The 23,211-nt window shown below is 73.1% G+C and carries 24 protein-coding genes; 11 read left to right on the plus strand and 13 right to left on the minus strand.

The window, feature by feature from the left end; all coding sequences use genetic code 11:
* The first annotated feature begins 177 nt into the window (after positions 1-177).
* The 7 genes from AMA02S_RS36485 (at position 178) to AMA02S_RS36515 (ending at position 8,625) form a co-directional block, all read left to right on the plus strand.
* Positions 178-1,188, plus strand: a complete 1,011-nt coding sequence (locus AMA02S_RS36485; RefSeq protein ID WP_245667988.1) for an EamA family transporter — start codon at positions 178-180, stop codon at positions 1,186-1,188.
* A 204-nt stretch (positions 1,189-1,392) separates the two neighbouring features.
* Entirely contained in the window at positions 1,393-2,718 is a 1,326-nt protein-coding gene (locus tag AMA02S_RS36490) for a hypothetical protein (RefSeq protein ID WP_067468458.1), read from the plus strand.
* Between the two features lie 112 nt (positions 2,719-2,830).
* The gene (locus AMA02S_RS36495) at positions 2,831-3,790 is read left to right on the plus strand and encodes an ARPP-1 family domain-containing protein (protein ID WP_067468461.1); all 960 of its coding nucleotides are present in this window, start codon (positions 2,831-2,833) and stop codon (positions 3,788-3,790) included.
* A gap of 346 nt (positions 3,791-4,136) precedes the next feature.
* Complete coding sequence (locus tag AMA02S_RS36500; RefSeq protein WP_067468464.1) at positions 4,137-4,322, plus strand: hypothetical protein; 186 nt, start codon at positions 4,137-4,139, stop codon at positions 4,320-4,322.
* A gap of 168 nt (positions 4,323-4,490) precedes the next feature.
* Complete coding sequence (locus AMA02S_RS36505) at positions 4,491-5,786, plus strand: AI-2E family transporter (protein WP_084265978.1); 1,296 nt, start codon at positions 4,491-4,493, stop codon at positions 5,784-5,786.
* Between the two features lie 154 nt (positions 5,787-5,940).
* On the plus strand, positions 5,941-7,785 hold the full coding sequence (locus AMA02S_RS36510; protein ID WP_067468570.1) for a glycoside hydrolase family 3 protein: 1,845 nt from the start codon (positions 5,941-5,943) through the stop codon (positions 7,783-7,785).
* A gap of 126 nt (positions 7,786-7,911) precedes the next feature.
* Positions 7,912-8,625 carry a phosphatase PAP2 family protein gene (locus AMA02S_RS36515; RefSeq protein WP_245667989.1) on the plus strand — a complete coding sequence of 238 codons (714 nt, stop codon included), beginning with the start codon at positions 7,912-7,914 and terminating at the stop codon, positions 8,623-8,625.
* 38 nt (positions 8,626-8,663) lie between these two features.
* Here the strand turns inward: AMA02S_RS36515 and AMA02S_RS36520 are convergent, their stop codons facing one another.
* On the minus strand, positions 8,664-9,434 hold the full coding sequence (locus AMA02S_RS36520) for an alpha/beta fold hydrolase (RefSeq protein WP_067468469.1): 771 nt from the start codon (positions 9,432-9,434) through the stop codon (positions 8,664-8,666).
* An 80-nt stretch (positions 9,435-9,514) separates the two neighbouring features.
* Here AMA02S_RS36520 and AMA02S_RS36525 point away from each other — a divergent pair, with 80 nt between their 5' ends.
* Entirely contained in the window at positions 9,515-10,486 is a 972-nt protein-coding gene (locus tag AMA02S_RS36525; RefSeq protein ID WP_245667990.1) for a helix-turn-helix transcriptional regulator, read from the plus strand.
* Here AMA02S_RS36525 and AMA02S_RS36530 read toward each other — a convergent pair.
* The 6 genes from AMA02S_RS36530 to AMA02S_RS36555 form a co-directional block, all read right to left on the minus strand.
* Entirely contained in the window at positions 10,483-11,043 is a 561-nt protein-coding gene (locus AMA02S_RS36530; protein ID WP_067468472.1) for a GNAT family N-acetyltransferase, read from the minus strand. The genes AMA02S_RS36525 and AMA02S_RS36530 overlap by 4 nt on opposite strands.
* Before the next feature lie 9 nt (positions 11,044-11,052).
* A complete protein-coding gene (locus AMA02S_RS36535; RefSeq protein WP_084265980.1) occupies positions 11,053-12,123 on the minus strand; it encodes a YihY/virulence factor BrkB family protein in 1,071 nt (356 codons plus the stop codon).
* 22 nt (positions 12,124-12,145) lie between these two features.
* Positions 12,146-12,628: a DUF3618 domain-containing protein gene (locus tag AMA02S_RS36540; protein WP_067468475.1), complete on the minus strand. Its 483-nt coding sequence runs from the start codon at positions 12,626-12,628 to the stop codon at positions 12,146-12,148.
* Complete coding sequence (locus AMA02S_RS36545; RefSeq protein WP_084265981.1) at positions 12,625-13,104, minus strand: phage holin family protein; 480 nt, start codon at positions 13,102-13,104, stop codon at positions 12,625-12,627. Before AMA02S_RS36545 ends, AMA02S_RS36540 begins: the two co-directional genes overlap by 4 nt.
* Before the next feature lie 94 nt (positions 13,105-13,198).
* A complete protein-coding gene (locus AMA02S_RS36550; protein WP_369688428.1) occupies positions 13,199-13,894 on the minus strand; it encodes a response regulator transcription factor in 696 nt (231 codons plus the stop codon).
* The gene (locus AMA02S_RS36555; protein ID WP_067468478.1) at positions 13,891-16,008 is read right to left on the minus strand and encodes a sensor histidine kinase; all 2,118 of its coding nucleotides are present in this window, start codon (positions 16,006-16,008) and stop codon (positions 13,891-13,893) included. The genes AMA02S_RS36550 and AMA02S_RS36555 overlap by 4 nt, the downstream gene beginning before the upstream one ends.
* Before the next feature lie 198 nt (positions 16,009-16,206).
* Between AMA02S_RS36555 and AMA02S_RS36560 the strand changes: the two genes are divergently transcribed.
* Positions 16,207-16,845: a hypothetical protein gene (locus AMA02S_RS36560; RefSeq protein ID WP_157431072.1), complete on the plus strand. Its 639-nt coding sequence runs from the start codon at positions 16,207-16,209 to the stop codon at positions 16,843-16,845.
* Between the two features lie 35 nt (positions 16,846-16,880).
* On the opposite strand, the gene AMA02S_RS36565 is transcribed toward AMA02S_RS36560, so the two are convergent.
* The 3 genes from AMA02S_RS36565 to AMA02S_RS36575 all read right to left on the minus strand — a co-directional run bounded on the left by AMA02S_RS36565 (position 16,881) and on the right by AMA02S_RS36575 (position 19,836).
* Entirely contained in the window at positions 16,881-18,005 is a 1,125-nt protein-coding gene (locus tag AMA02S_RS36565) for an AAA family ATPase (protein WP_067468484.1), read from the minus strand.
* Positions 17,989-18,777: an RNA ligase family protein gene (locus AMA02S_RS36570; RefSeq protein WP_067468487.1), complete on the minus strand. Its 789-nt coding sequence runs from the start codon at positions 18,775-18,777 to the stop codon at positions 17,989-17,991. Before AMA02S_RS36570 ends, AMA02S_RS36565 begins: the two co-directional genes overlap by 17 nt.
* A gap of 162 nt (positions 18,778-18,939) precedes the next feature.
* Entirely contained in the window at positions 18,940-19,836 is an 897-nt protein-coding gene (locus AMA02S_RS36575; protein ID WP_067468490.1) for a Vgb family protein, read from the minus strand.
* A gap of 118 nt (positions 19,837-19,954) precedes the next feature.
* Here AMA02S_RS36575 and AMA02S_RS36580 point away from each other — a divergent pair, with 118 nt between their 5' ends.
* The gene (locus AMA02S_RS36580) at positions 19,955-20,554 is read left to right on the plus strand and encodes a TetR-like C-terminal domain-containing protein (protein ID WP_067468493.1); all 600 of its coding nucleotides are present in this window, start codon (positions 19,955-19,957) and stop codon (positions 20,552-20,554) included.
* Between the two features lie 10 nt (positions 20,555-20,564).
* Here the strand turns inward: AMA02S_RS36580 and AMA02S_RS36585 are convergent, their stop codons facing one another.
* Entirely contained in the window at positions 20,565-21,149 is a 585-nt protein-coding gene (locus AMA02S_RS36585; protein WP_067468496.1) for a TetR/AcrR family transcriptional regulator, read from the minus strand.
* A gap of 86 nt (positions 21,150-21,235) precedes the next feature.
* Entirely contained in the window at positions 21,236-21,733 is a 498-nt protein-coding gene (locus AMA02S_RS36590; protein WP_067468499.1) for an FBP domain-containing protein, read from the minus strand.
* Positions 21,734-21,803: 70 nt separating this feature from the next.
* Between AMA02S_RS36590 and AMA02S_RS36595 the strand changes: the two genes are divergently transcribed.
* Positions 21,804-22,400 carry a TetR/AcrR family transcriptional regulator gene (locus AMA02S_RS36595; protein ID WP_067468502.1) on the plus strand — a complete coding sequence of 199 codons (597 nt, stop codon included), beginning with the start codon at positions 21,804-21,806 and terminating at the stop codon, positions 22,398-22,400.
* A 44-nt stretch (positions 22,401-22,444) separates the two neighbouring features.
* Here the strand turns inward: AMA02S_RS36595 and AMA02S_RS36600 are convergent, their stop codons facing one another.
* Positions 22,445-23,083: a DUF305 domain-containing protein gene (locus AMA02S_RS36600; RefSeq protein WP_067468505.1), complete on the minus strand. Its 639-nt coding sequence runs from the start codon at positions 23,081-23,083 to the stop codon at positions 22,445-22,447.
* Positions 23,084-23,211 lie beyond the last annotated feature (128 nt).

The following is a 23,211-nucleotide window of genomic DNA, read 5'->3' on the forward strand; positions in this document are numbered from 1 at the left end:
CGTCGGGTCCTGTGCCGCTGCGCCGGTCGCCGTGCCCGCGCGCCGCAGCGTCGCACGGCCCGCCGCACCGGACACGGCTCCGGTCGCGGCCGGGGCGTGACCTCCCCTCGATCTGTAAGGAGTGTTATGGAACCATGCTCATGAATGAGTGCGGGTGGCCCTGGAAAGGGGGCGCGGGTGGCGGCCGGCGGAGCGGCGCGGACACGCGCCTGGGGCGTGGGCCTGGTGGTGGTGTCCTCGGTGTGCTTCGGGGCCTCGGGACCGTTCGGCAAAGCCCTCATCGAGGCGGGGCTCGGGCCGCTGCAGGCGGTGTGGCTGCGGATCGCGGTGGCGGCATCGGCGCTGGTCCCGCTCGTGCCGATGCTGCGCGGACGGTCGGCGATGCGCGGCCTCCGCCCGCACCTGGGGTGGCTGGCGGTCAACGGGCTGACCGGCATCGCCGGCTGCCAGGCGTGCTACTTCGTCGCCGCCTCCCGGCTCCCGGTCGGCGTCGCGATCCTGCTGGAGTTCAGCGGCCCGGTGCTGGTGCTGGCGTGGCTGCGGTTCGCGCGCCGTGTACCCGTGCACCGCACCGCCGTCGCCGGGGTCGTGGTCGCGATGGCGGGTCTGGCGCTGGTCGTCCAGGTGTGGTCGGGTCTGGGCCTTGACCCGCTCGGCCTCGCCGCCGGACTCGGCGCCGCGGCCTGCCAGGCCAGCTACTTCCTGGTCGTGGACCGCCTCGCCGGCCGGGTCGACCCCCTGGTCGTCACCGCGTCCGGCATGGTCGTGGCCACCGCCGCGCTCACCGCGCTCGCGGCGCCCTGGACCCTGCCCTGGGACGTGCTACCCGCCGCGGTGAACATCGGCGGTCACGCCGCGCCCGGTTGGACGCTCGTCGCCTGGATCGCGCTGGTCAGTACCGTCCTTGCCTACCTCACCGGTGTCGCGGGCCTGCAACGGCTGCCCGCACAGGTCGGCGGCGCGATCTGCTACATCGAGGCCGTTGCCGCCACCCTCATCGCCTGGGCTGCGCTCGGCGAGCGCCTGACCCCGACGCAGATGGTGGGCGGCGTCATCGTGCTGGCCGGCGCCTACATCGCCCAGCGTGCCGCGGGTGGACGCCTGCCCGCGCCCGTCCCGCCCCCGTCCGGGATCGCCGGCGCGTCGGGCGAGACCCCGGAGACCACGGCCCCCGCCCTCCGCCGCTGACCCCCGGGGCCCCAGCGCCTCGGGAGGAGATGCGCACCGACGTCTACGCCGCCGCCGCACGCGTCTTCGACCTGCTCGAACACGGCCTCGGTGACTACGCCGCGGCCACACCCGGACCCACCCGCCGCGGCCCGGCCACCGGAAAATGAGTGTCGGGGCACTCCCGGCCGTTCCTACACTCCATGATTGCGGAGGCGAACAATCATGGACACCCCCACGCTCCTTGCCCACCTGGAGACCCACGACACCGCCCTCACCCTGCCCCGGGGCGGCACCCTGCGCTGGGACGACGCGGACCTGCACCGCGCCGCCCACACCGACGACCCCGAGGGCTACGCGCTGCTCGGCCTGGCCCCGGGCGTGCGGCCCTGGCAGCGCGCCCGCGTGCTGCTCCAGGTGCTCAACGCCTCCCAGGCCGGCCTGGACGAGGCGACCCGCACCGTCCTGCACCGCGCCGCCCGCGTCCTGACGCTGGGACTGCCGCCCGCGCACGTCATCACCGTCCTGCTCGGGCTGCGGCGACTGCGTGCCAACCACAAGCACACCACCCGCACCGCACTGCGGTTCGTCCTGGAGCACCCCGACGCCGACGCGCTTATCGCCGCACGCCGCCCCGCGCTCGTGGACTGCTTCGAGCACGCGCTCGGCACGGCCACCGCCCGCGGCTGCGCCCGGCGCATCGCCGACGGCGACACCGCCTCGGACTACCTGCAGCGGCGGCTGCTGCGCTTCCTCACCCACCCGCACACCGCGCCCGCCCGCATCCGCGCGCTCTACGACCCCGGGCCAGAGGGCGCCGCCGCTCCACACGAGCCCGCCCTCGCCCTGGACAGCGGACGCGAACGCCCGCCCACCATCACCGCCACCAACCGCGGCGACATCGCCGCCACCCTCGTCCACCTGTACCGCGGCGGGCCGTCGGCGTCGCTGTATGAGGCACTCGGCCGGTTCGTCGACGACGCCGCCGGCGCCTTCCCCCGCTTCGACGGGACGGTCGCGCTGGTGCTGGACGCCTCGGCGTCCATGCGCGGCTACGGCACCCGCGAATGGGCGGTGATGTCACAGGCCGCCGCGCTGCGGATGGTCCTGACGCAGGTGTGCGCACGGCTGGAGGTCGTCGAGGTCGGCGGTGACGAGCGCGCCCCGCGCGGCGCCACCGACCTGGCCATGGGCGTCCTGGACGCGCTCGGCACCGGCCCCGACCTCATCGCCGTCGTCTCCGACGGCTACGAGAACCTGTTCCCCGGCGACCTCGCCCGCGTCGTCGCCACACTGCCGCGCACCGGGATCACCACCCCGGTGGTGTTCTGCCACGCGATGTTCACCGGCAGCGACGACCTGGCACTGCGCCGCCCCGCGCCGTCCCTGCCGCAACGCGGGTTCTGGCACCAGGACGACTTCGCCGAGCTGCTGCCCTGGATGCTCGGGCACTGCGCGGCCGGCGCGCCCTGGCTGCGCGCCGCCCTGCACGCCCGCCTGGACGACCTCGACCGGCGCGCCGACGCGCTCGCCCCCGGACTGGCCGCCTGAACCGGCGCCCGCCACCGGGTGCGGGGGCCGGTTCAGGCCCATTCACCCGGCCCCACACGCACCCCGCCCGTACGACCTGCAAGGCAAGACCCGCACGGAAGAAGGGAGCACCGTGACCGACACGACGGCGCTCGACACCCTGGTCCCCGGACCGCTCAGCCTCGCCGGGCACCGCCTCGGCACCCCGCAGCAGGCGGGCGCGCTGACGATGGTCCCGATCTCCGGGCCCGCCCACCCCGGCTTCGCGCCGCCCCGCAGCGGTCTGAAGCTGTCGCGGGTCGTCGGTTACGGGCAGGTCGAGCTGACCAACGGCGCCCCGTCCGGCGTGGCCATCGTGCCGCTGCACATCGGCTACATCCAGGACCGCGCCCAAAACCACGCCCTGTGCCGGTCGGCGTTCCTGGCCCCCGGACAGACCCTGCGCTTCGACGACGCCTGCTGCGTCCAGGAAAGCCAGGGCGGCTACCTCGCCGGCGGCGAGCAGTGGTTCTTCGTGCTCCCCACCGAACTGCGCGACCGCGCCCTGGAACTGCGCGGCGTCCACGGCTACAACAAGCTGTGGGGCGACATCGCCGAACTCAACGTCCGGTACGGCCTGGCCCGGCGCGGGCACCTGGAGCAGATCCTGTCCCGCAAGAGGCCCGTGCTCACCCAGTTCCAGAGCCGACTGGAACTCCAGCCCGGCCAGGTCGGCGCGCTGTTCCTCATCGCCGGACGGTTCGCCGGACTGGAAATCGCCCCCGACCCCGCCTACTTCGCCGAGATGTGGACCGCGCTGGTCTGCTTCGCCTACGGCGCCGCCGCCTGGCGGGCCGAACCCGCCCCCACCGCCCCCATCCCCTACGAGGCGGCGGACCTGGCCGAACTGCGCGGTGCCCTGGACCGCGACCGCTCGGCCCGCCTCGCCGAAGTCGCCGGGTGGCTCGCCGACGCCCCCGCCGGCGCCGTCTCCCTCCAGGAGGAGGACCGCTACCTGGACCTGCGGCTGTCCACCGTCACCGGCCCGCACCTCGCCGGGCAGATCGTCACCGACCGGGACCGCACCGTCTACGCGTCCCTGTTCGCGCGCTGATCCCGGGGCGATCCACAAAAAGGGTTGCCCCGGGAGACCCCCACCCACTTGAATCGGAACTACGGGAACTGTGCCGGGCACCTCAGGCAGAAACCCTGATTCCAGATCTCGGGGCATCGTCTATTCAACGATCCTGAGCCTGACGAGGCGCCGGCCACCTGTCCCACCCCGTCCCCCTCCGGGACGCCCACGCGGAAACCGACCCGGCCGACGCGTCCACTGCTCCCATTCTCACAGTAGAGCGAGGGGAAGCCGAAATACATCGGCCCCAGGACCGATGTTTGCGGCCCACCCGTTCCCTAGTCTGTGGCCCCGACCCGCTCCCGGCGCCATACGGAGGGACAGCATGCACGACCCGGAGGACACCACCGCCGACTGCCCCCATTGCGGCCGCGCGGAGGTCCCCACCGGCGGCGAGCCGGACTGGCAGAGCGCGCTCGACGACTGGGCGTGGATCCTCCGGCTGAACCTCACCGACACCACCCACCGGCACCCGGCACGGTCACGAACCTCCCCGCCCTCATCCCGCTGACCTGCCACCTCACCCCCCACGCCGGACCCCCACAGCAAACCCCGCATGATCCCGCCCGCCGCCGTCACCGGCGGGCCCACGGCGCGGCGGCTGAAGTCTCGGCAAAGGTTGGCTCCCCCGCAGGGCGTACGGACGGGCGGGACGCGATGCCGCGGTTAGCGTGCGGGCATGCCGCAGACGCCCGGCGACAGGCCCGCGAACGCGCCCGCCGACGTCTCGACGGGCGCTACCGCGCAAGGCGACACCGTGCCGGGCGACGCCCCGTCCGGCGTCACCGTGGCCGGCGGCGCCCCGCCCGATGGCCCCGGACCGCCCGCCGAGGCCGCCGGCGACCGCCCCGATCCCCGGCGGATGCCGCCCTGGCTGCCGAAGGCGTTCCTGCTCGCGGGCGGCACCGTCGTGCTGTTCATCGTGGGGGTGTGGCTGGTCGGGCGGCTGCGCGAACTGCTGCTGTTGCTGCTGACCTCGCTGTTCGTGGCGTTCGCGATCGAACCGGCCGTCAACTGGCTGGCCGCGCACGGCTGGCGGCGCGGCTGGGCGACCGGCCTGATGTTCCTGGTCATCGCGGTGTTCATCGCCGCGTTCGTCGGCGGGATCGGATCGCTGCTGGCCACCCAGACCACCAACCTGATCGACGGGTTCCCCGGATACGTCCGGGAGGTCATCGACTGGATCAACGCGACATTCGGGACGAACCTCTCGCGTGACACGGTGTTCCAGCGGCTGCCGACCGTGACCGAGCAACTCTCGGGGCACCTGTCGGTGATCGCCGGGAACGTGTGGGGGATCGGCGCCACCGCGTTCGGGGTCATCTTCAAGCTCCTCGGAATGCTGCTGTTCACCTTCTACCTGTCGGCGCAGGGCCCCCAGTTCCGCCGGACGGTCTGCTCGGTGCTGCCACCCCACCGCCAGCGCCAGGTGCTGTGGGCATGGGAGATCGCTGTCGAGAAGACCGGCGGCTACATCTACTCCCGCGCGCTGCTGGCGATGATCTCCGCCGTCGCCCACTACATCGCCATGGCCGGGCTGGGGGTCCCCTACGCGCTGACGCTGGCGCTGTGGGTGGGCGTGGTGTCGCAGTTCATCCCCGCGGTCGGCACCTACCTCGCCGGCGCGGTACCGGTACTGATCGCCCTGACCAAGGCCCCCTCCACCGCGCTGTGGATGCTGCTGTTCATCACCGCCTACCAGCAACTGGAGAACTACCTCCTGCAACCGCGTATCACCGCCAGGACGCTGGACATGCATCCCGCGGTCGCGTTCGGGCTCGTGCTGGCCGGCGTCGCCGTCGTCGGACCCACCGGCGCGCTGCTGGCGCTGCCCCTCGGTGCCAGCGTCCAGGCGTTCGCCGCCGCCTACATCCGCCGCTACGAGATCGAGGAGCACCCCCTCACCGAACCCGTCCGACCCCGGCCCAAGCCCCGTTCATGGCCCCGATGGTGGCGCCGGTGGTGGCGCCGCTGACCCGGGCCCCGCCTCGGCGCCCCTTTGCCGAGTCCGTGCCAGAGCCTGACCGGCTCGTCGACCATTGCCGTGGACGCGGCCCCGGCGCCGGGCTAACGTGCCGACAGAGACCTTGATCGTTCCAATGGGCCGCTCGGGGGCGGAGGGAGCCGTCATGCACCGTCCCCGCACACACCGCCACCGGTGCCTCGCCGGCCTCGCCGCCGCAGCGCTTGCCGTGACCGCACTGGCCGCACCGCCCGCATCCGGCGCGCCCGCGCCCGGGAAGGACCCCACGCTGCTGCGCATCCTGCGGTCGATGACCCTGCCGGAGAAGGTCGCGCAACTGTTCGTCCTGCAGGTGTACGGCAAGAGCGCCGACACCAGCGACCCCGCCGACGTCGCCGCCAACCGCAGGCTCTACGGCGTCGACAACGCCGCGCAGGTCGTCGCCCGCTACCATCCCGGCGGATTCCTCTACTACTCCGCCTCCCCGGCCAACGTCGACAGCCCGCGCCAGCTCGCCGCGTTCTCCAACGGCATCCAGCGCGCCGCGATGGCCCAGCGCGTCCCGATCCCCGCCACGATCGCCACCGACCAGGAGGGCGGTCTCGTCGCCCGCGTCCCCCCACCCGCGACCCAGTCACCCGGCGCCATGGCCCTGGCGGCCGGCCGCCGCCCCGGCGACGCCGAAACCCTCGCCCGCATCACCGGACGGGAACTACGCGCCATCGGCATCAACCAGGACTACGCACCCGACGCCGACGTCAACACCAACCCCGCCAACCCCGTCATCGGGGTCCGCTCCTTCGGATCCGATCCGGCCCTGGTGTCGCGGATGGTCACCGCGCAGATCGACGGTTACCGCGCCGGGGGAGTGACCCCCACCGTCAAACACTTCCCCGGCCACGGCGACACCACCACCGACAGCCACACCGGCGTCCCGCGCATCGGCCACACCCGCGCCGAATGGGAACGACTCGACCTGCCGCCGTTCCGCGCCGCCATCGCCCGCGGCGCCGACGCGATCATGACCGCGCACATCATCGTGCCCGCCCTCGACCCCTCCGGAGACCCCGCCACCCTGTCGCGGCCCATCCTCACCGGCATCCTGCGCGACCGGCTGCACTACCGCGGCGTCATCGTCACCGACGCACTCGACATGCAGGGCGTCCGCGACACCTACGGCGACGAGCGCATCCCCGTCCTCGCGCTCAAGGCAGGCGTCGACGTGCTGCTCAAGCCCCCGGCCGATGCCTCCGGCAACGGCGTGTTCGCCCGCCAGCTCGCCGCCGTCGTCGGCGCCGTCCACAGCGGCGAGCTCACCGAGAAGCGCATCGACGAGTCCGTCTACCGGATACTGGAGCTCAAGGACCGGCGCGGGCTGTTCCGCGACCCCTACGCCGACGAAGCCAAGATCGGCGAGATCGTCGGCGTCCCCGCGCACCTGGCCGCCGCCCAGCGCGCCGCCGACCACACCACCACCCTCGTCAAGAACGACGCCCGCCTCCTCCCGCTGCGGCCCGGCCGCCGCGACGTCCTCGTCACCGGCTGGGGCGCCTCCGCCACCAGCACCCTGGCCGCCGAGATCGGCGCACGCGGAGCAGCGACGACCGTCCAGGAGACGGGGCTGAGCCCCGACCGCACCCGCATCGACCGGGCCGTCACTGCCGCCCGCGACCACGACCTCGTCGTCGCCGTCACCAACCGCGCCTGGGACATCAGCAACGAAAGCCCCCACAACGGCCCCGGCCAGATGACCCTCGTCAAGGCGCTCGTCGCCACCGGCAGACCCGTCATCGTCATCGCCGCCCGCGACCCCTACGACATCGCCTACTTCCCCGAAGCCACCACCTATCTGGCCACCTACTCCGCCACCGCCGAGGCGCTCCGCTCGGCCGCCACAGCCCTGTTCGGCGAACGCGACCCCCGCGGCCGCCTCCCCGTCGCCGTCCCCGCCCGCGACGACCCCGCCACCACGCTCTACCCCTTCGGCCATGGCCTGGGCTACCGCCACTGACCAGACGCACCGCCGCGAGTCCTCCCGTGTCGTGGACCGGACGGTGACCGCGCCGATCAGCTAAGAAACATCCGATGTGAGCGGTGTCTCAATCGACGGATCTCAGCGTCGGGCAGGATCGAAAGGGTGCGGGTGCCTCCAACGGGGGGCGGGCGCCGTCCAGGAGGAGTCCCGCCCTGTGCGCTGCCGGTGGCCGCCGCCGTGGTGACGGTGGCGGCCACCCTCGACGTGCTGGCCGGCGGCCCGCTCCGCCAGTTCGACCACTGGGTGTTCTCCGACGGGCTGCCGCCGCGCACCGGCGCCTGGCACTGGTCATGGCGGACGGTCGTCAACGGCGGCCAGTACTGGCTCGCGGGCTCCCTGGTCGCGCTGACCGCCACCGTGGCCGCGTGGCGGCGCCGGAGCCTGCCGCTGCTGCTCGGCGCGGTGATCTGGCTGGCCGGGACCGAGGTGGTCGTACGCGGGGCGCAGATGGCGTTCGCGCGGACGCCCCCTCTCACCGGGCGGGACGCGCTGTTCGCGGACGGATTCCTGTCCTACCCGTCCGGCCACGCCGCCAACGCCGCCGCCTGCCTGCTGTTCGCGGCCGCGCTGGCGGGGGCCTCCCGCGGCTGGAGGATCGCCGCGCACACCCTGGCCGTCGGGGTCGCCGTGGCCACCGTCGCCCTCGGCTACCACTGGCCCTCCGACGCGTTCGCGGGGTGGGGGATCGGCGTGCTCATGGCCGGTGCGGGACGCGCGCTCGTGACCGACCGTTGGCTCGACCCCGACGGCGGACCGGGCGGCGGCCCCGGTCGCGGAGCACCGGCCCCCGCCGAGGACGGACGCCCGGTCGCCTGAGCGCCATGGCCGGGGCCGGCGCGCCGGCCCCGGACACCTCAGGCCGACCCGGGGGCGGACTGGCTCAAGCCGGCGATCTCGTCCAGCAGCGCGGCCAGCTCACGCGGCTTGGAGAGCATCGGCCAATGGCCGGTGGGCAGTTCCCGATAGGTCCAGCCGGGTCCGGTCATCATCGCAAAGGCCGGGTTCCCCGTCTCGGCCAACTGCTGCACGCCCGCGACCGGGAAGGTGTTGGCGATCAGTGTGAGCGGGACGTCGGGCAGCGGCTCGGGCCGCGTCAGCGCCTGCGTCGCCGTGCGGAACGGCTGCGGCGTCCCCCGCTCGCGCATCCTGGCCAGTTGCCCGGCGGACAGGCCGGCGAGGTTGTGCGGGTCGGCCTCGGCCTCGAACGGCGGCACCGGAATCCGCCAGCCGTCCCCCTCGGACGCGACCCGCTCGCGCAGCGCCGCGCGCTCCTTCGGCTCATGGAAGTCGATGCCGGCCAGGCCCGTGGGCATCGGCCCGCTGTCCACGTAGACGACCCGCGCGACCCGGTCGGGGAAGCGGTCGGCCACGGCCGTCACCGCCATGTTCCCGCCGCTGTGCGCGACGAGGATCACCTCGTCCACGCCGCTGTCGTCGATGACGCGCACGATGTCGGCGGCGTGCGCGTCGACGTCCACCTCCGGCGTCGCCTCGTCCGCCCGCTCGGCGACCCCCCGCAGCGTCACCGCAAGCGCCTCGTGCCCCGCCGCCCGCAGGTCGGCCGCCACCTCGTCCCAGACCCAGCCGCCGAACCAGTAACCAGGAACCAGTACGAACGTCGCCATGTCAGCGTCCTTCCTTGTGGGTACGACTCCACGCTACGGTCAATACCGGACAGAAAGCGCCCGGATTAAGTGAGTGACCTGTGTCACACCCGACCCATCCCACCACCCGTATCCTGACCATGCTCGAACTGCTGCAGGCCAACCACCACATGGGCGGGAGAGAACTGGCGCGGCGGCTCGGCGTGGACGAGCGGACCGTCCGCCGCTACGCCACGCGCCTGGAGGACCTCGGCATCCCCGTCGTGGCGCAGCGCGGACGCTACGGCGGATACCGGCTCATGCCCGGCTACAAGCTGCCGCCGCTGATGCTCACCGACGACGAGGCGACCGCCGTGGTGCTCGGCCTGCTGGCCGGACGGCGGATGGGCCTGCCCAACCAGGCCACCGAGAGCGCCCTGGCCAAGGTCCAGCGCGTCCTGCCCACCCTCCTGCGCGAGCGGGTACAGGCCCTGCAGGACACCCTCGCGTTCACCCTCGCCGCCCGCGACCCCGCCGCGCCCGCCACCGAAGCACTGTTGACGCTGGCGGCGGCGGCCAGGGAACGCCGCCGCGTCCGGCTGCGCTACCGGTCCTTCCAGGGCGCCGGCACCGAACGCGACTTCGACCCCTACGGCCTGGTGTTCCACTCCGGCCGCTGGTACACCATGGGCCACGACCACCGCAGCGGCGAGACCCGCACGTTCCGGGTGGACCGTGTCGTGTCCGCCGAGCCCGGCACCGACACCTACGAGATCCCCGGCGACGTCGACCCCGCCCAGCACGTCACGCGGTCGCTGGCGGGCGTCCCGTACGCGCACGAGGTCGAGGTGCTGCTGGAGACCACCCTCGGCGAGGCACGCCGCCGCATCCCCGCCTCCACCGCCACACTGACCGAGACCGACGGGGGAGTACTCATGATCACCCGCGCGGAACGCCTGGACGGCATGGCGCAGATGCTGGCCGGGTTCGGCTGGCCGTTCGTCATCCACCGGCCCGACGAGCTACGCGGCCACATCCGCGACCTCGCCCGCATCCTGGAGGAGCAGGCCGCCCGGCGACCGCCGGGCGGCTAACCGCGCTGCTTCCACTCCTCCCGGAGCATCGCGTACACGATCTCGTCGGTCCACTCGCCCTTGACCAGTTCGTTCTGCACCAGGTGCGCCTCGCGGCGCATCCCCAGACGCTTGAGCACCCGCGCGGACGCGGCGTTGCGACCGTCCAGCCGCCCGACGACACGGTGCAGCCCGAGGCCCTCGAACCCGAGCCGCAGCACCGCCTCGGCGGCCTCGGTGGCAAAGCCCTTACCGTGGTAGCCGGGGTTGAGGATGAAACCGATCTCGCCCTGCTGATGCTTTCGGCTGCGCCACTGCAGGTTGACCTCGCCGATCAGCGCGCCGGTCTGGCGCCACACGACCGCCAGCACCAGCCAGTCGCCCTCCTTCTCGACGGTCGAGGCGCTCATCTTCTGCTGGAGGAAGGAACGGGACTCCTCCAGGTTTCGGGGCTCCCAGTACAGGAAGCGCGCCACCTCGGGCAGGGACTGGTAGGCGTAGAGGCCGTCGAGGTCGCCCTCACGGAACGGCCGGAGGGTCAGCCGCTCGGTCTCAATGGGGTACGTGGGACGCAGCACATAGTGATCCTATTCACGAGGTTCCCTATTGGGCGACCCGTGATTTCCCGGAAACCGGCCTGTCGCCGGAATTTCCTCCTCCCGTCGCCTGGTCGCGCCGCCGTCCCTCCCGCTCTCCTCGCCCAATCCGGCCTCGCGGCGCTCCTCCTCGTCGAAGGCGCGGGTGTCGCGGAACTCCACGAACGGCTCGCGTCCGGACGGGTGGCCCGCGGCGAGCGCGCGGCCCCGCTCCAGTTCGGCGTTCATCTCCGCGCCCAGCAGGATCGCCAGGTTGGTGATCCACAGCCAGATCAGGAAGACGATCACCCCGGCGAGGCTGCCGTAGGTCTTGTTGTAGGAGGAGAACCCCGCCACGTACAGCGCGAACACCCCCGACGCCACCAGCCACAACGCGATCGCCAGCAGCCCGCCCGGCGTCACCCAGCGGAAACCGCGCTTGGCGTTGGGGGAGGCCCAGTACAGCAGCGCGAACAAGAAGCTGACCACGATCAGCAGGACGGGCCATTTGGCGATGTTCCAGGCGGTGACCGCCGCCGAGCCGAGGCCGAGCAGATCACCGACCTCGCGGGCCAGCGGCCCCGACACCACCACCGCGATCGCCGACGCCGCCAGCAACACCAGCGTGATGAGGGTGACGCCGATACGGATCGGCAGGGTCTTCCAGATAGGACGGCCCTCGGGAATGCCGTAGACGATGTTGGACGCGCGCATGAACGCGCCCACATATCCCGACGCCGACCACACCGCGGCGGCGAGGCCGATCATGGCGACGAGCCCCGCGCCGCCTCGGTTGCCCTGGAGTTCGGTGAGCGCTCCGACGAGCACGTCCTTCACCGGTCCCGGCGCCAGGTCGCCCAGGTTGTCGATCAGATCCTGGGACACCGAGGTGCCGCCGAGCCCGACCAGCGACACCACCACCAGCATCGCCGGGAAGATCGACAACACGCTGTAGTAGGTGAGCGCCGCGGCCCAGTCCGAGAGGTTGTCGTGTTGGAACTCACCGGCGGCGCGTCTTGCGGCCTTCCACCATGAGGTGGGGGGTAGGTCGGTCGGTGCGTCGGGTGCGTCGGTACTGCTCACGGGGGGTCCCTTCCTGGGGATCTCAGAAGGGCCGGCGGCGGAACCGCGCAGGCGTGGACCGGGCACCACGGCCCCGCATCCTGGCCCTGGCCATCCGGTTGACCCTGGCTATCCGGGCGGCCTTGGACGAGCGGTCGAACCCGGGCATGCGGTCGAACCCGGGCATGCGGTTCAGCCGGGGCATCCGGCCGCCACGGTGCGCCGTGGCCCGCCGGCGGCGCAACAGCACCACCGCCACCGCGACCGCACCGGCGGACACGACGACCGCGCCGCCCTGACGTGCCCTGGCCTTGCCCTGCGGGGACGTCGCGGCGTCGCGCGCCGACGAGGCGGCGTCCCGGGCCCGGGACCTGGCGAGGGCGGCCTTCTCCCTGGCCATCGCCCTCACGTCCGCCTTGGCGGCCAGCGCCTCCACGGTCTCCCCGAGGTCGTGACGGGCACGGTCGACCTCCCGGCGCAGCTCCTCGGTCTCGGAGGCGGCGCCGTGCTTGCCCTGCGTGGTCATCGGTGCGCCCTCTCCTTGATCTCGCTGACCGTCTGGCGCGCCTCGTCCATCGCCATCTCGGGCTTGGGCGGCGTCGCCTGCGAGGTCTGCCTGCGTCCCAGCAGGGCCAGCAGCCCGGCCACCGCCATCAGCACCGCGCCGATGATCAGCGCGGACGCCCAGACCGGGAGCACCAGGGCGAGGGCGGCCACCGCAGCCGCGAGGAGCACCCCCACGCCGTACAGGGCGACCAGTCCCGCGCCGCCGAACAGCCCGGCGCCGGTCCCGGCGTGCCGTCCCTTGTCCTTGAGTTCGGCGACGGCCAGCCGCAACTCGGCGCGCATCAGCTCCGAGACCTGCTGCGTCGCCTGCTTGACCAGTTCCCCGGCGCCCGGCTGTGCACGCTGGTCCGGGATCCGCTCGCCGAAGTCCTGCCTGGACGCGCCCATGGTCCCGGCGCCGGTCCTGCCCTCGTGTGTCGGCCGCACGGTGCTCATAGCCTCAAGGCCCCCTCCGCATGCTCTCGTTACGAAGCCTGGGTAGAGCCGTTCCCCCTGCTCGGGGACTAAACGTGAGCGCCGTGCTCCCCGGTCAGCCGCCGAGACCGGCGTCGCGCGCCCGGGCGATCGCCTCCGCGCGCCCGGCGACCTGCAGCTTCGCGAACACCGTGGAGGCGTTGTTGCGGACGGTCTTGGGCGACAACCCGAGCCGCTCGGCGATCTGGGCGTTGCCGAGGCCCAACGCGATCAGCTCCAGCACCTCCCGCTCCCGCCCGGTCAGCTGGGGGAAGGGGACCGGCGCGGCGGACGGCGCGTCCGCGATCCGGGCGAAGTACTCGGCGATCCGCCCCGCGAGCGCCGGCCCGAAGATCACCTCGCCACCCGCGACGGCCGACACCGCCCGCAGGATCTCCTCCTGCCCGGCGCCCTTGAGCAGGTAGCCGCGGGCACCGGCGAGCATCGAGGAGAAGACGCTCTCATCGTCCTCGTGCATGGTCAGCACGAGGACGGCCGTGGCGGGGAGCGCGGCGAGGATCCGGCGGGTGGCGCCGACGCCGTCCAGCCGGGGCATCCGCAGGTCCATCACCACCACGTCGGGACGCAGCCGCCCGGCCATCTCGACCGCGGCCACCCCGTCGGGCGCGGCGCCGACGACCTCCACGAGGCCGGTCGAGTCCAGCATCATCCGCAGACCGTCGCGGTAGATCGGGTGGTCGTCGGCCAGCAGCACCCGCGGCGCGGCACCGCCCACCGGGCCGCTCATCGGGCCGGTCAGGGGATCGGTCACGGGTTGCTCCCGGCGAAGGTGAGGGGCTCGGAGGCGTCCGGGCGCGGCCCGTACGGCAGGACGGCCCGGACGCGGGTACCGCCCCCGGGCCGGGCCGACACCACGCAGTGCCCACCGAGCTCCTCGGCGCGCTCGCGCATCCCGACCAGGCCGACGCCGACCAGGGCGCCGGACGGTACGCCCTGCCCGTCGTCGGCGATCTCGACCTCCAGCGCCTCCTGCCCGGCCGTCAGCCGGACCTCGCAGCGGGCGGCGCCCGCGTGCCGGGACACGTTGGCCAAAGCCTCCCCGACGATCCGGTACGCGGCCTCCTCAGCGGCGGCCGGCAGCGCCGCCAGCTCGCCCGCACAGTGCATCGTCACCCGCAGCGACCGGCCCTGGAACCGCTCGGCGAGCTGCTCCACGGCACCGACCAGACCGAACTGGTCCAGCGACGGGGGGCGCAGGTCGTGCACGAGCCGCCGCACATCGGTCAGCACGGCCGACAGGTCACCGCGTACCGAGCGCAGCGCCTCGTCGGCGCCGTCCCCGTCCCGCGGCGCCAGGTTGCGGGCGACCTCGATCTTCAACGCGGCGGCGGCCAGCGCGGGTCCGAGCCCGTCGTGCAGATCGCGGCGCAGCCGGCGGCGCTCCTCGGCGATTCCGGTGACCAACTGCTCGCGGCTGCGCTGCAACTCCTCGGTCAGCGCCGTGGCGCGGGCCGCCGCGGCCGCCTGGCGCACCACATCGGCGAGCAGCCGCTGGTCGGCGTCCGACAGCCGCGGGCCCGTCCGCGGGACGAGCACCAGCCGCCCGATCGCCGCGCCCCGGTACCCGAACGGCAGCACGACCACGTCCGGACGCGGGTCGCCGTGCTCGACGACGACGGTACGGCCGTCGGCGCGGTCCAACTCCACCCGCACATAGGGGGACCGGAACGAGGCGGCCATCACCCGCGCCACCTCCAGCAGCAACTCGTCCGGGCCGACCGACTCCTCCAGGCGCCGGGCCAGCGCCGACACCACGTCGTAGGGCTCGCCGCGCCCGGTCAGCACCCGGTTCACCCACCGCTGCAGCCGCAGCCGCAGCGGCGCGTACAGAACCGCCACCACGCCCGCGCCGGTGACCGCGGCGAGCGGCTCGTCGATGACGGTGCCCGCCGTGACGAACACCGCGACGTCCACCCCGATGACGGCCACGGCCAGCACCGCGTACAGCAGCGTCCAGCCGAGCAGGAGGTCCACGTCGTAGAGCCGGTACCGGGCGACCGCCACCAGCACCGCCGCCGCGATGGCCGCGTGCATCAGGACGAGCGAGATGTCGCCGACCCACCAGTACACCGCGTCCGGGACCATCCGCGCGAGCAGCGTCGTCCCCGCGATGAGCGCGACGTTGGCCAGCAGCGCCAGCAGCATCCAGCGCAGCTGCGCGCGCCGTACCGGGTCCGAGCGGCGGAAGCGCACCGCGAACGCCGCGACCGCCAGCGTGAACGAGCTCAGGAAGGTCGCCCAGAACAACCCGGACGTCAACGGCCAGAAACCGGAGGGCAGCGGCGGTGTCAGCGGGTCCAGCGGCACGCCGCGCAGGCCGGGCGCGAGCGGCTCGTCCTCGGAGAACACCCGCCACGGCACCGTCAGCAGCCCCACCACACCGAGCACCTGCCCGGCGACCACGACGACCGCGGGCCAGCGCCAGCGCCGGGACGGCAGCCGGCCGTCGGGGAAGAACATCAAGGTCAACGGGACGATCAGATTGATCATCGGGCCGAACCGGCCGCCCACGAACACCGCGGCCGCCGTACCGGGCAGTTCCCCGCCGTGCGCCAGCACCGACAGCGACGCGTACGCTGCGCCGGCGCCGTCGGCCACGGCGACCGCGCCGCCCGCCAGCATCAGCCACGTCAACGGGTGCCGCGGCAGCCGGGTCGCCAACGCGCCGCCGGCCAGCGCCAGCGGAAGCCCCGACAGCGCCGACCCCCAGTGCGGATAGTCCAACGGCAATGGCGGGCGGCGGGAGCCGACCAGCACGTCCAGCCAGAGGGTGGCGGCCGTCGCCGCCAGGCACAGCACGCTCAGCACGAGGGCGAGCGGCCTCAGGAACCGCTCGACCCGAGGCGCCGGAAGGGCGCTGTCCATCCTGCCAGCATCGCGCGGGCGCCGTCCCGGCGGCCCGTGACCGGGGTCCCGCACCGCCGGGACATCGGTCACCACCCGAAACAGGTCTCGTTCCGGGCGCCGGCACCCCCACGATCCCTGGGCGCCCGGGACATCGGGAAAGGACCGTGGCGGTCATCGCCGGCGCGCCAGGCGCCGCCAGGACCTCGGGAGAAAGCGATGTTGCAGAGAGCGTCGTCCATGCACACCCGCCCCAGCGCCGTCCACCCGGACGAACCGTCCACGCCCACCGGAGACCGGCTCCTGCCACGGACGCGGCTGACCGGCGCGGCACTGGCCGCGGGCACGCTCGCCTGGGTCGCGGGGCTCGCGGTGGCCGCCGACCGGGTCAAGGACGAGATCGTGCCGGTGGAGATCGTCGGTAGCATGCTGTTCCTGCTGGGGGTCTTCCCGCTGGTGGCGCTGGTGCTGGCCACCCGCGGCACGGGGGAGCGCAAGGGCCGTGCGATCCCCGCGGTGGAGATGGCGCTGCTCGTCCCGGCGATGGCGTGGTGCCCGATCGCGCTCGTCTACCGCGAGGACCCACCGGCCTGGACGATCCCGCTCGACCTGTGCTGGCCGTTGTCGATGCTGGGGATGCTCGTCCTCGGCGTCGCGGTCGTCAGGACCGGCCGCTACCGGGGGTTCCTGCGCTGGCAGTTCCTGCTCTGCGGGCTCTGGCTCGTCGCCGCGCTCCCCGCGCAGGCGCTGCTCGGCGACACCGGCGGCACGATCGCCGGCGGGGCATGGCTGGCCCTCACCTACGGCGTGCTCGGCGTGCGGCTCGCGGCGTCCCCGCGCTGCCTCACCGGGACCTGAGCGCGCCGGACGCACCCGGCCGGGCCCGTGCCCGGTCAGGCGGTGGTGAGCCAGTCGACGCGGTGAGCCTCGGTCGGATCGGGGGTCTCCCAACGGCGGACGAGACGGTCCACGACCGCGTCGGGGACGGGGGCCGCCCGGGCACGGTTGCGGTCGCGCAGCACGCGCGGCGGCGCCTCCAGGGCGACGACCTCGACGCGTCCGCGATAGTCGGCGACAAGACCGGTGCACTGCTCGCGGAGCTGCCGCGACACGTTGGTGGCGTTCCACACGAACGACCTCCCGGCGCGCAGGTGGGCGCGGGCCAGGTCGTGCGCGGCGGCGGCCACCGCACGCTGGTCGCCGGACGGCGCGACGCCCAGCTCCGCGCGCAGCCGGTCCAGGCTCACCATCGGCGTGTCCGGCCGGTTGGCGGCGATCCAGTGGTCCTTGCCGACCCCCGGCAGCCCGGACAGCAGGGTCACGGTGAGGCGGGTGTCGTCGTAGGCGGCGTAGTCGGGGTCCCGCCCGGGCTTGCGGAAGTACCAGAACCGGGCGTGATCGGAGGGGAACGCGCGCGGGGTGTCCAGGCACCGCTGCTCGGCGCAGTACTCGCGGTACAGCGCGATGTTCTCCACGACCTCGCTGGTGTCGGAGCAGATCCGGCCGAGGATGTCGGCGGTCGCGAGCAGCACCAGGTCGTCATTACGGGCCAGCAGGCTGGCGCGGAACGCGATCTGCTGGAGGTCGGGCCGCTCCAACGCCCAGAACGGCACCTGGTGATGCCGGACGAGCGCCGCGACATGCTCGCGCCAGGCGACCGGCGCGTCCAGCTCCCACAGGATCCGCCGCACCATCAGGTCGCCGCGCCGCGAGTGGCCGCGCGCGGTGATCCGCCCGTCGTCGTCGGTCCGGGTGCACTGCGGTTTGGCGATGTCGTGCATCAGGACCGTCGTGAACAGCCGGACGCGCTCGTCCGGCGGCCGCTCACGCCAACCGGGCAGCGAGGCCAGCGCCTCGCACGCCAACCGGGTGTGAACCTCGACGTCACCCTCGGCGTGGTGGAGCGCGTCCTGCGGGACGCCCGCGAGCGCGCGCACCCAGCCGAACGCCTCCCGGATCTGCGCCCACGGGACGGCCCAGTGCGGCGGCGCCGGGCACAGGTCAGCGAACACCCGCATACAGCACCTCCGGGTCGGCCAGGCCGTTGGCGATGATGGGGCGGTCCTGCCAGTGCGTCCCCGCGTCCAGGATCGCCGTCAGGAAGCCCGGCCGGACCCACTTGTAGCGGTCGACGGTCTTCCCGTCCTGCTCCACCTTGATATAGAGGCCCTCCATCTCGTCGGAGGCGTCGCTCTCCGCCGCGGCGCGGACGGGATCGGCGCCGCCCGCCGTCGCGGCCTCACGCAGCGCATCCCGCCACCCGGGCGTGCGACACCTCGACGGCCCGACGAACGCGGTCAGCGCCGCGACGTCATCCAGGGGACCTTCGTGCAGCACGGGCACCGACACCACGGGGGTGCCGTCCAGGAGCTCACGGCGGCGGGCGGTGGACAGGAACGTCCCATCCGACTGGTCGAGGACGTCGAACTCGCAGAAGTAGTGAGGCAGGGCGTCGTAGAAGACGGTGTGCTTGGCGTAGAGCCACTCGCCATACATCACATGCCGGTCGCTCAGGCGTTCCCGCAGGACATGCTGCACCGACGCGGCCCACGCCTTGAGCGGCCCGAACTGGCGCTCGCGTGGGCCGCCGGTCAGGTAGTGGCCCCTGCTCTGCAGCCGCAGCGTCCCCTCGGCGGAGAAGCTGATGCCGCAGTTGGCGCCGTCCAGCTTCTCCTCCACCACCAAGGACCGGCCGGCGATCGCCGTGAAGGGCACGGCGGCCAGGTCGTGGTCACCCGGTTGGAGCCGGGAGCCCGCGATATGCCGGGTCCGGGGGTACTTGCGGAGCATGCCGTCCGTTCTAGTGATTTCCAGCGATCACGCCAACCGGTTTTCCCGCGCCGAGTCCGCGACGGCCCCGAACACCGCGACCCCGGGTGCCGTCACGATGAGCCCGTCACCGATTCCGATCAGCGTGGGCAGCAGCGCCCCGGCCGCCGGTGCCCGCCGCGTTCAGCTGATCGCCACCCTGGCCAGCGCGCCCGTCTCGAGCGCCACCCACAGCGCGCCGTCCGCGCCGACCGCGATGCCGTGCGGTTCCGAGGCCGGTGTCGGCAGGATGTGCTCGTCGAGGCGGCCCTCCGGGGTGATGCGCCCGACGTGCGCGGTACCCCACTCGGTGAACCACAAGGCCTCGTCCGGACCCGCGACGATGCCGTGCGGGCGGGAGGCCGGATCGGGCAGGGGGAACTCGGTGACCTTCCCCTCGGTGGTGATCCGTCCGATCTGGCCCGCGCCGATCTCGGTGAACCACAGCGCGCCGTCGGGGCCGGCGGTGATCCCGACCGGTGCCGCGCCCTCGGTGGGCAGCGCGTGAACGGCGATGTCCCCGCCGGGGGTGATCCGGCCGACCGCGTTGCCCTGGTTGAGCGTGAACCACAGCGCCCCGTCCGGCCCCTGCGTGATCATCGAGGGTGTGGTCGCGGCGCCGGGCAGCGCGAAGCCGGTGACCTCGCCGTCGACGGTGATCCGGCCGATGCGGCCGGCGCTCATCTGCGCGAACCACAGGTTCCCGTCAGGGCCCGCGGTGATCCCGCAGGGGCCGCAGTCCGCGGGCACCGCGAACTCCGCGACCTCGCCGTCGGTGGTGATGCGGCCGATCCGGTGGCCCTGGAATTCGGTGAACCACAGCGCGCCGTCCGGGCCCACCGTGATGATCATCGGCCCGTCGGTGAGGGGCTCGCCGGGATGCAGGGAGAGGGCGCCGTCCGGGGTCATCCGTCCGACGCGACGCTCATGGACCAGCGTGAACCACAGGGCGCCGTCCGGCCCGGCGGTGATCCCGTACGGGCCTGCCTCCGCGCCCGCTACCGTGAACTCCCTGATCGTCGCGTGTGAACCCGATTGCATGGATCGTCCCCCCTCGTCCTGCTTCACGTGCTCTTATCCGCGCGACGGCGAGACTAACGCAACATCAGTCGCGTTACGATCCTCGCGTGCCCACCTCTCGACGCCACCGGGTCCGCCCGTGACCGCCCCCGGGCCCGGAACCGTCCGGCCGGGCGGCCGCACGGCCCGCATCCGCGACGCCGTACGGCGCGCCACGCTCGCCGAGCTGGCCGAGAGCGGCCACCAGGGACTCACCGTCGAGGGCGTCGCCGCGCGCTCCGGGGTGCATCGCACGACCGTCTACCGCCGCTGGGGGAGTGCCGACGGGCTCATCGCGGACGCACTCGACCTGGCGTCCGGCGAGCCGTGGCCGCTGCCCGACACCGGCACGCTGGCCGGGGACCTGCAAACGATCACCCGCCTCGTCCTGAGCGGCTTCACCGACCCCGGGCAGGGACCGCTCACCCGCGCGTTCGTTCTGGCAGCGGCACAGAGCCCGGGCACCGCCGCCGCCCTGCGCGCCTTCCTCACCCGGCGGCACGAGCAGGCCACCGTGATCGTAAAACGCGCGATCGAACGGGGTGAGGTTCCCGCCGGGACCGATGGCACCGAGGTCGTGCGGATCGCGGTCGCGCCGCTGTACTACCGGCTGTTCGTCAGCGGCGAGCCGCTCGACGAGCCCACCGCCGACCGCGCCGCCGCGGCGGCCTGCGCGGCGGCGCGCGCCGGAGCCCTCTGACCGCCGCGCTTCAGAGGCGGTACGGGGCGAGCACGGCGTCCACATCGGCGCGCAGCGCGTCCACGAGGTCACCCTCTCCCGCCACCGCCCACAGGATGAGCGCCCCGTTGTAGGCGAGCTGGACGGAGCGGGCCAGCCCGCCGGCGTCCACCTCGGGAACCAGTTCGCCCACCGCGACGGCCTCCCGCAGCAGCGCGGCGACCTCTTCGGCCGTCGCCCGCGCGTGTGACGCCGCGTGGGCGCGAAACTCCGGGTCGGTCATGTCCAGTTGCAGGAAGCCCAGGTTGTTGGCCATCTGCTCCGGGCTGCGGACGCCCGCCGTCAGAGCCGCCAAAGCCGCGTGCAGGATCGTCAACGGCGTCCCGCCCTCCCGCCTGGCGTGCTCGAAGGGTTTCCGCGCGTCGTGCGCGCCGCGCCCGGCGAGGGCCAGCAGCAACCCGCGCTTGGACCCGAAGCGCTGGACCAGCGTCGCCGGTGCCAGCCCGGCCTCCTCCGCCACGGCGCCGAGCGTGAGGCGGGTTAGCCCGACCCGTCCGAGCGCGCGGCCCGCCGCGGCGAGGACCGCCTCGTCGCTGGTCGTGCGTGGCCTCGCCACCCGGACCTCCCGCTGACTGTCGAACGACTGTTGGCGAACCCTACCGGCCGGGGCACACCGATCACGCGCACCGGACGGCGCCGCGGTCAGCTGATCACTTTGTCGATGAAGGCGGTCAGGTTGAGCCGGGCGCGGGCGACCTTCTCCTCCACCGAAAGGGTCTCGTCGAGGCCGCCGCCGGCGGAGGTCTGCTTCCGGCCTCGGATGAACAGGGAACAGGCAAGGTCGGTGCAGAAGTACTGCCCGACGGTGTTGCCCTGGCGTCCGGCCTCCCCGGTACGGCGCGCGGTCATCAGCGCCACCCCGCCCCCGGAATGGGTGGTCAGGCACAGCGAGCACATGCTGCGCGAGGTGAAGCCGCGCGCCGTCCCGGTGACCGCCCGCAGCGCGATGCCGACGAGACGGCCGCCGCGTTCGGCGACCAGGTAGGCGCGGCCCGGGGCGCCGGGATCTCGCCAGCCGAGGAAGTCAAGATCGTCCCATGGACGCTCCTGCAGGTCCTTGGGCAGGCCCAGACGCTTCGTCTCGCCCTTGGAACAGTTGACGAAGGACCCACGTACGTCACTTTCGGTGATTGCCCTCATGTTCATCGAGGCTAGTTTACCTAATATTATTAGGCAAACGCCTTATTCGCCTAGTGCAAGGGGAGCTCCCATGGCCCGTACGGGCATCACCGCAGACCGCCTCACGCGGACGGCGGCGGAACTGGCCGACGAACTCGGCTTCGAGAGGGTGACCGTCTCGGCGGTCGCGCGCCGGCTCGGCGTCAGGGACCCGAGCCTGTACGCCCACATAGAGAATGCGCGGGAGCTGAAGGTGCGGGTGGCGTTGCTGGCCTTGGAGGAAATGGCCGACGGGGTCGCCGACGCGTTGGCCGGCCGCGCGGGCAAGGACGCCCTGGTGGCGTTCGCCAACGCCTACCGCGCCTACGCCGCCGCGCATCCCGGTCGGTACACCGCGGCCCGGTTCGAGCTCGATCCAGAGACCGCGGCCGGCAGCGCCGGGCCCAGGCACACGGAGATGACGCGGGCGATCCTGCGCGCCTACGACCTTCCAGAGCCGGACCAGACCGACGCGGTGCGCTTTCTGGGCAGCGTTTTCCACGGGTTCGTCAGCCTGGAACTGGCGGGCGGCTTCCGCCACACCCCCCGCGCGGCCGAAGCCTCCTGGACCTGGACGCTGGACACCGTCGACTTCGCCCTCAAGAACCGTCCGGTTCACGGGGCCACCGTGGAGGAGCCGCCTTCCTGATCATGGGGGCCGTCCGCGAGCGCAGATCAACGGGCCGGCCCCGGTCAGCGCGCCAACAGCCCCTCCATGCGGCTGATCTCGGCCAACTGGGTGGACTGGACGTCGCGGGCCATCTCCTGGACGGTGACGTCGGTGCCCTTGTCCAGGACGTTCCTGGCCATCGTGAGCGCGCCCCGGTGGTGGTTGATCATCAGCGTCAGGTAGAGCTTGTCGAACACGGCGGCACGCGCGCCCCGCAGGCCCCTGAGTTGCTCCTGCGTGGCCATCCCCGGCATGCCGGCGTGCCGCGTGCCGTGGTCCCGGCCGTGCGCCTTCAAGACGGCCTCGGAGTTCTGCTTCAGCCACGACCGCATCACCGCGATCTCGACTTTCTGTGTGGCATCGATGCGGGACGCCAGCGATCGCACCCGCTCGTCGGACGCCCGGGACGGGGCCAGCGCGGACATCTCCAACGCCTGCGCGTGGTGCGGGATCATCATCTGCACGAACCCGACCTCGGCCGCGGTGGGTGGCGCGGCCTCGCGCGGGCCGGCGACCCGGGTCTTGTTCGGCTCGCCCGGGCGGCCCGGGACCAGCACGGTCCTCGATGGAGCCGTCTCCGGTCCACCATCGCCGCCGCACCCCATCAGGGCGCCGGCGGCCAGGGCCACCACCACACCCGCCACCGTGATCCGGTGCCGCATCGAACCTCCCACGTCCTGGCCGGCCTCCCGGACCGTATCCGTAGAGCAAGGTGTCATAAAAGGGTCAGATCTACCCATCTACCCCAAAACACTCCATACTCCATGAACATCAGGACCTGTTCACGGGG

It is taken from the genome of Actinomadura macra NBRC 14102, assembly GCF_001552215.1.
GTDB lineage: Bacteria > Actinomycetota > Actinomycetes > Streptosporangiales > Streptosporangiaceae > Spirillospora > Spirillospora macra.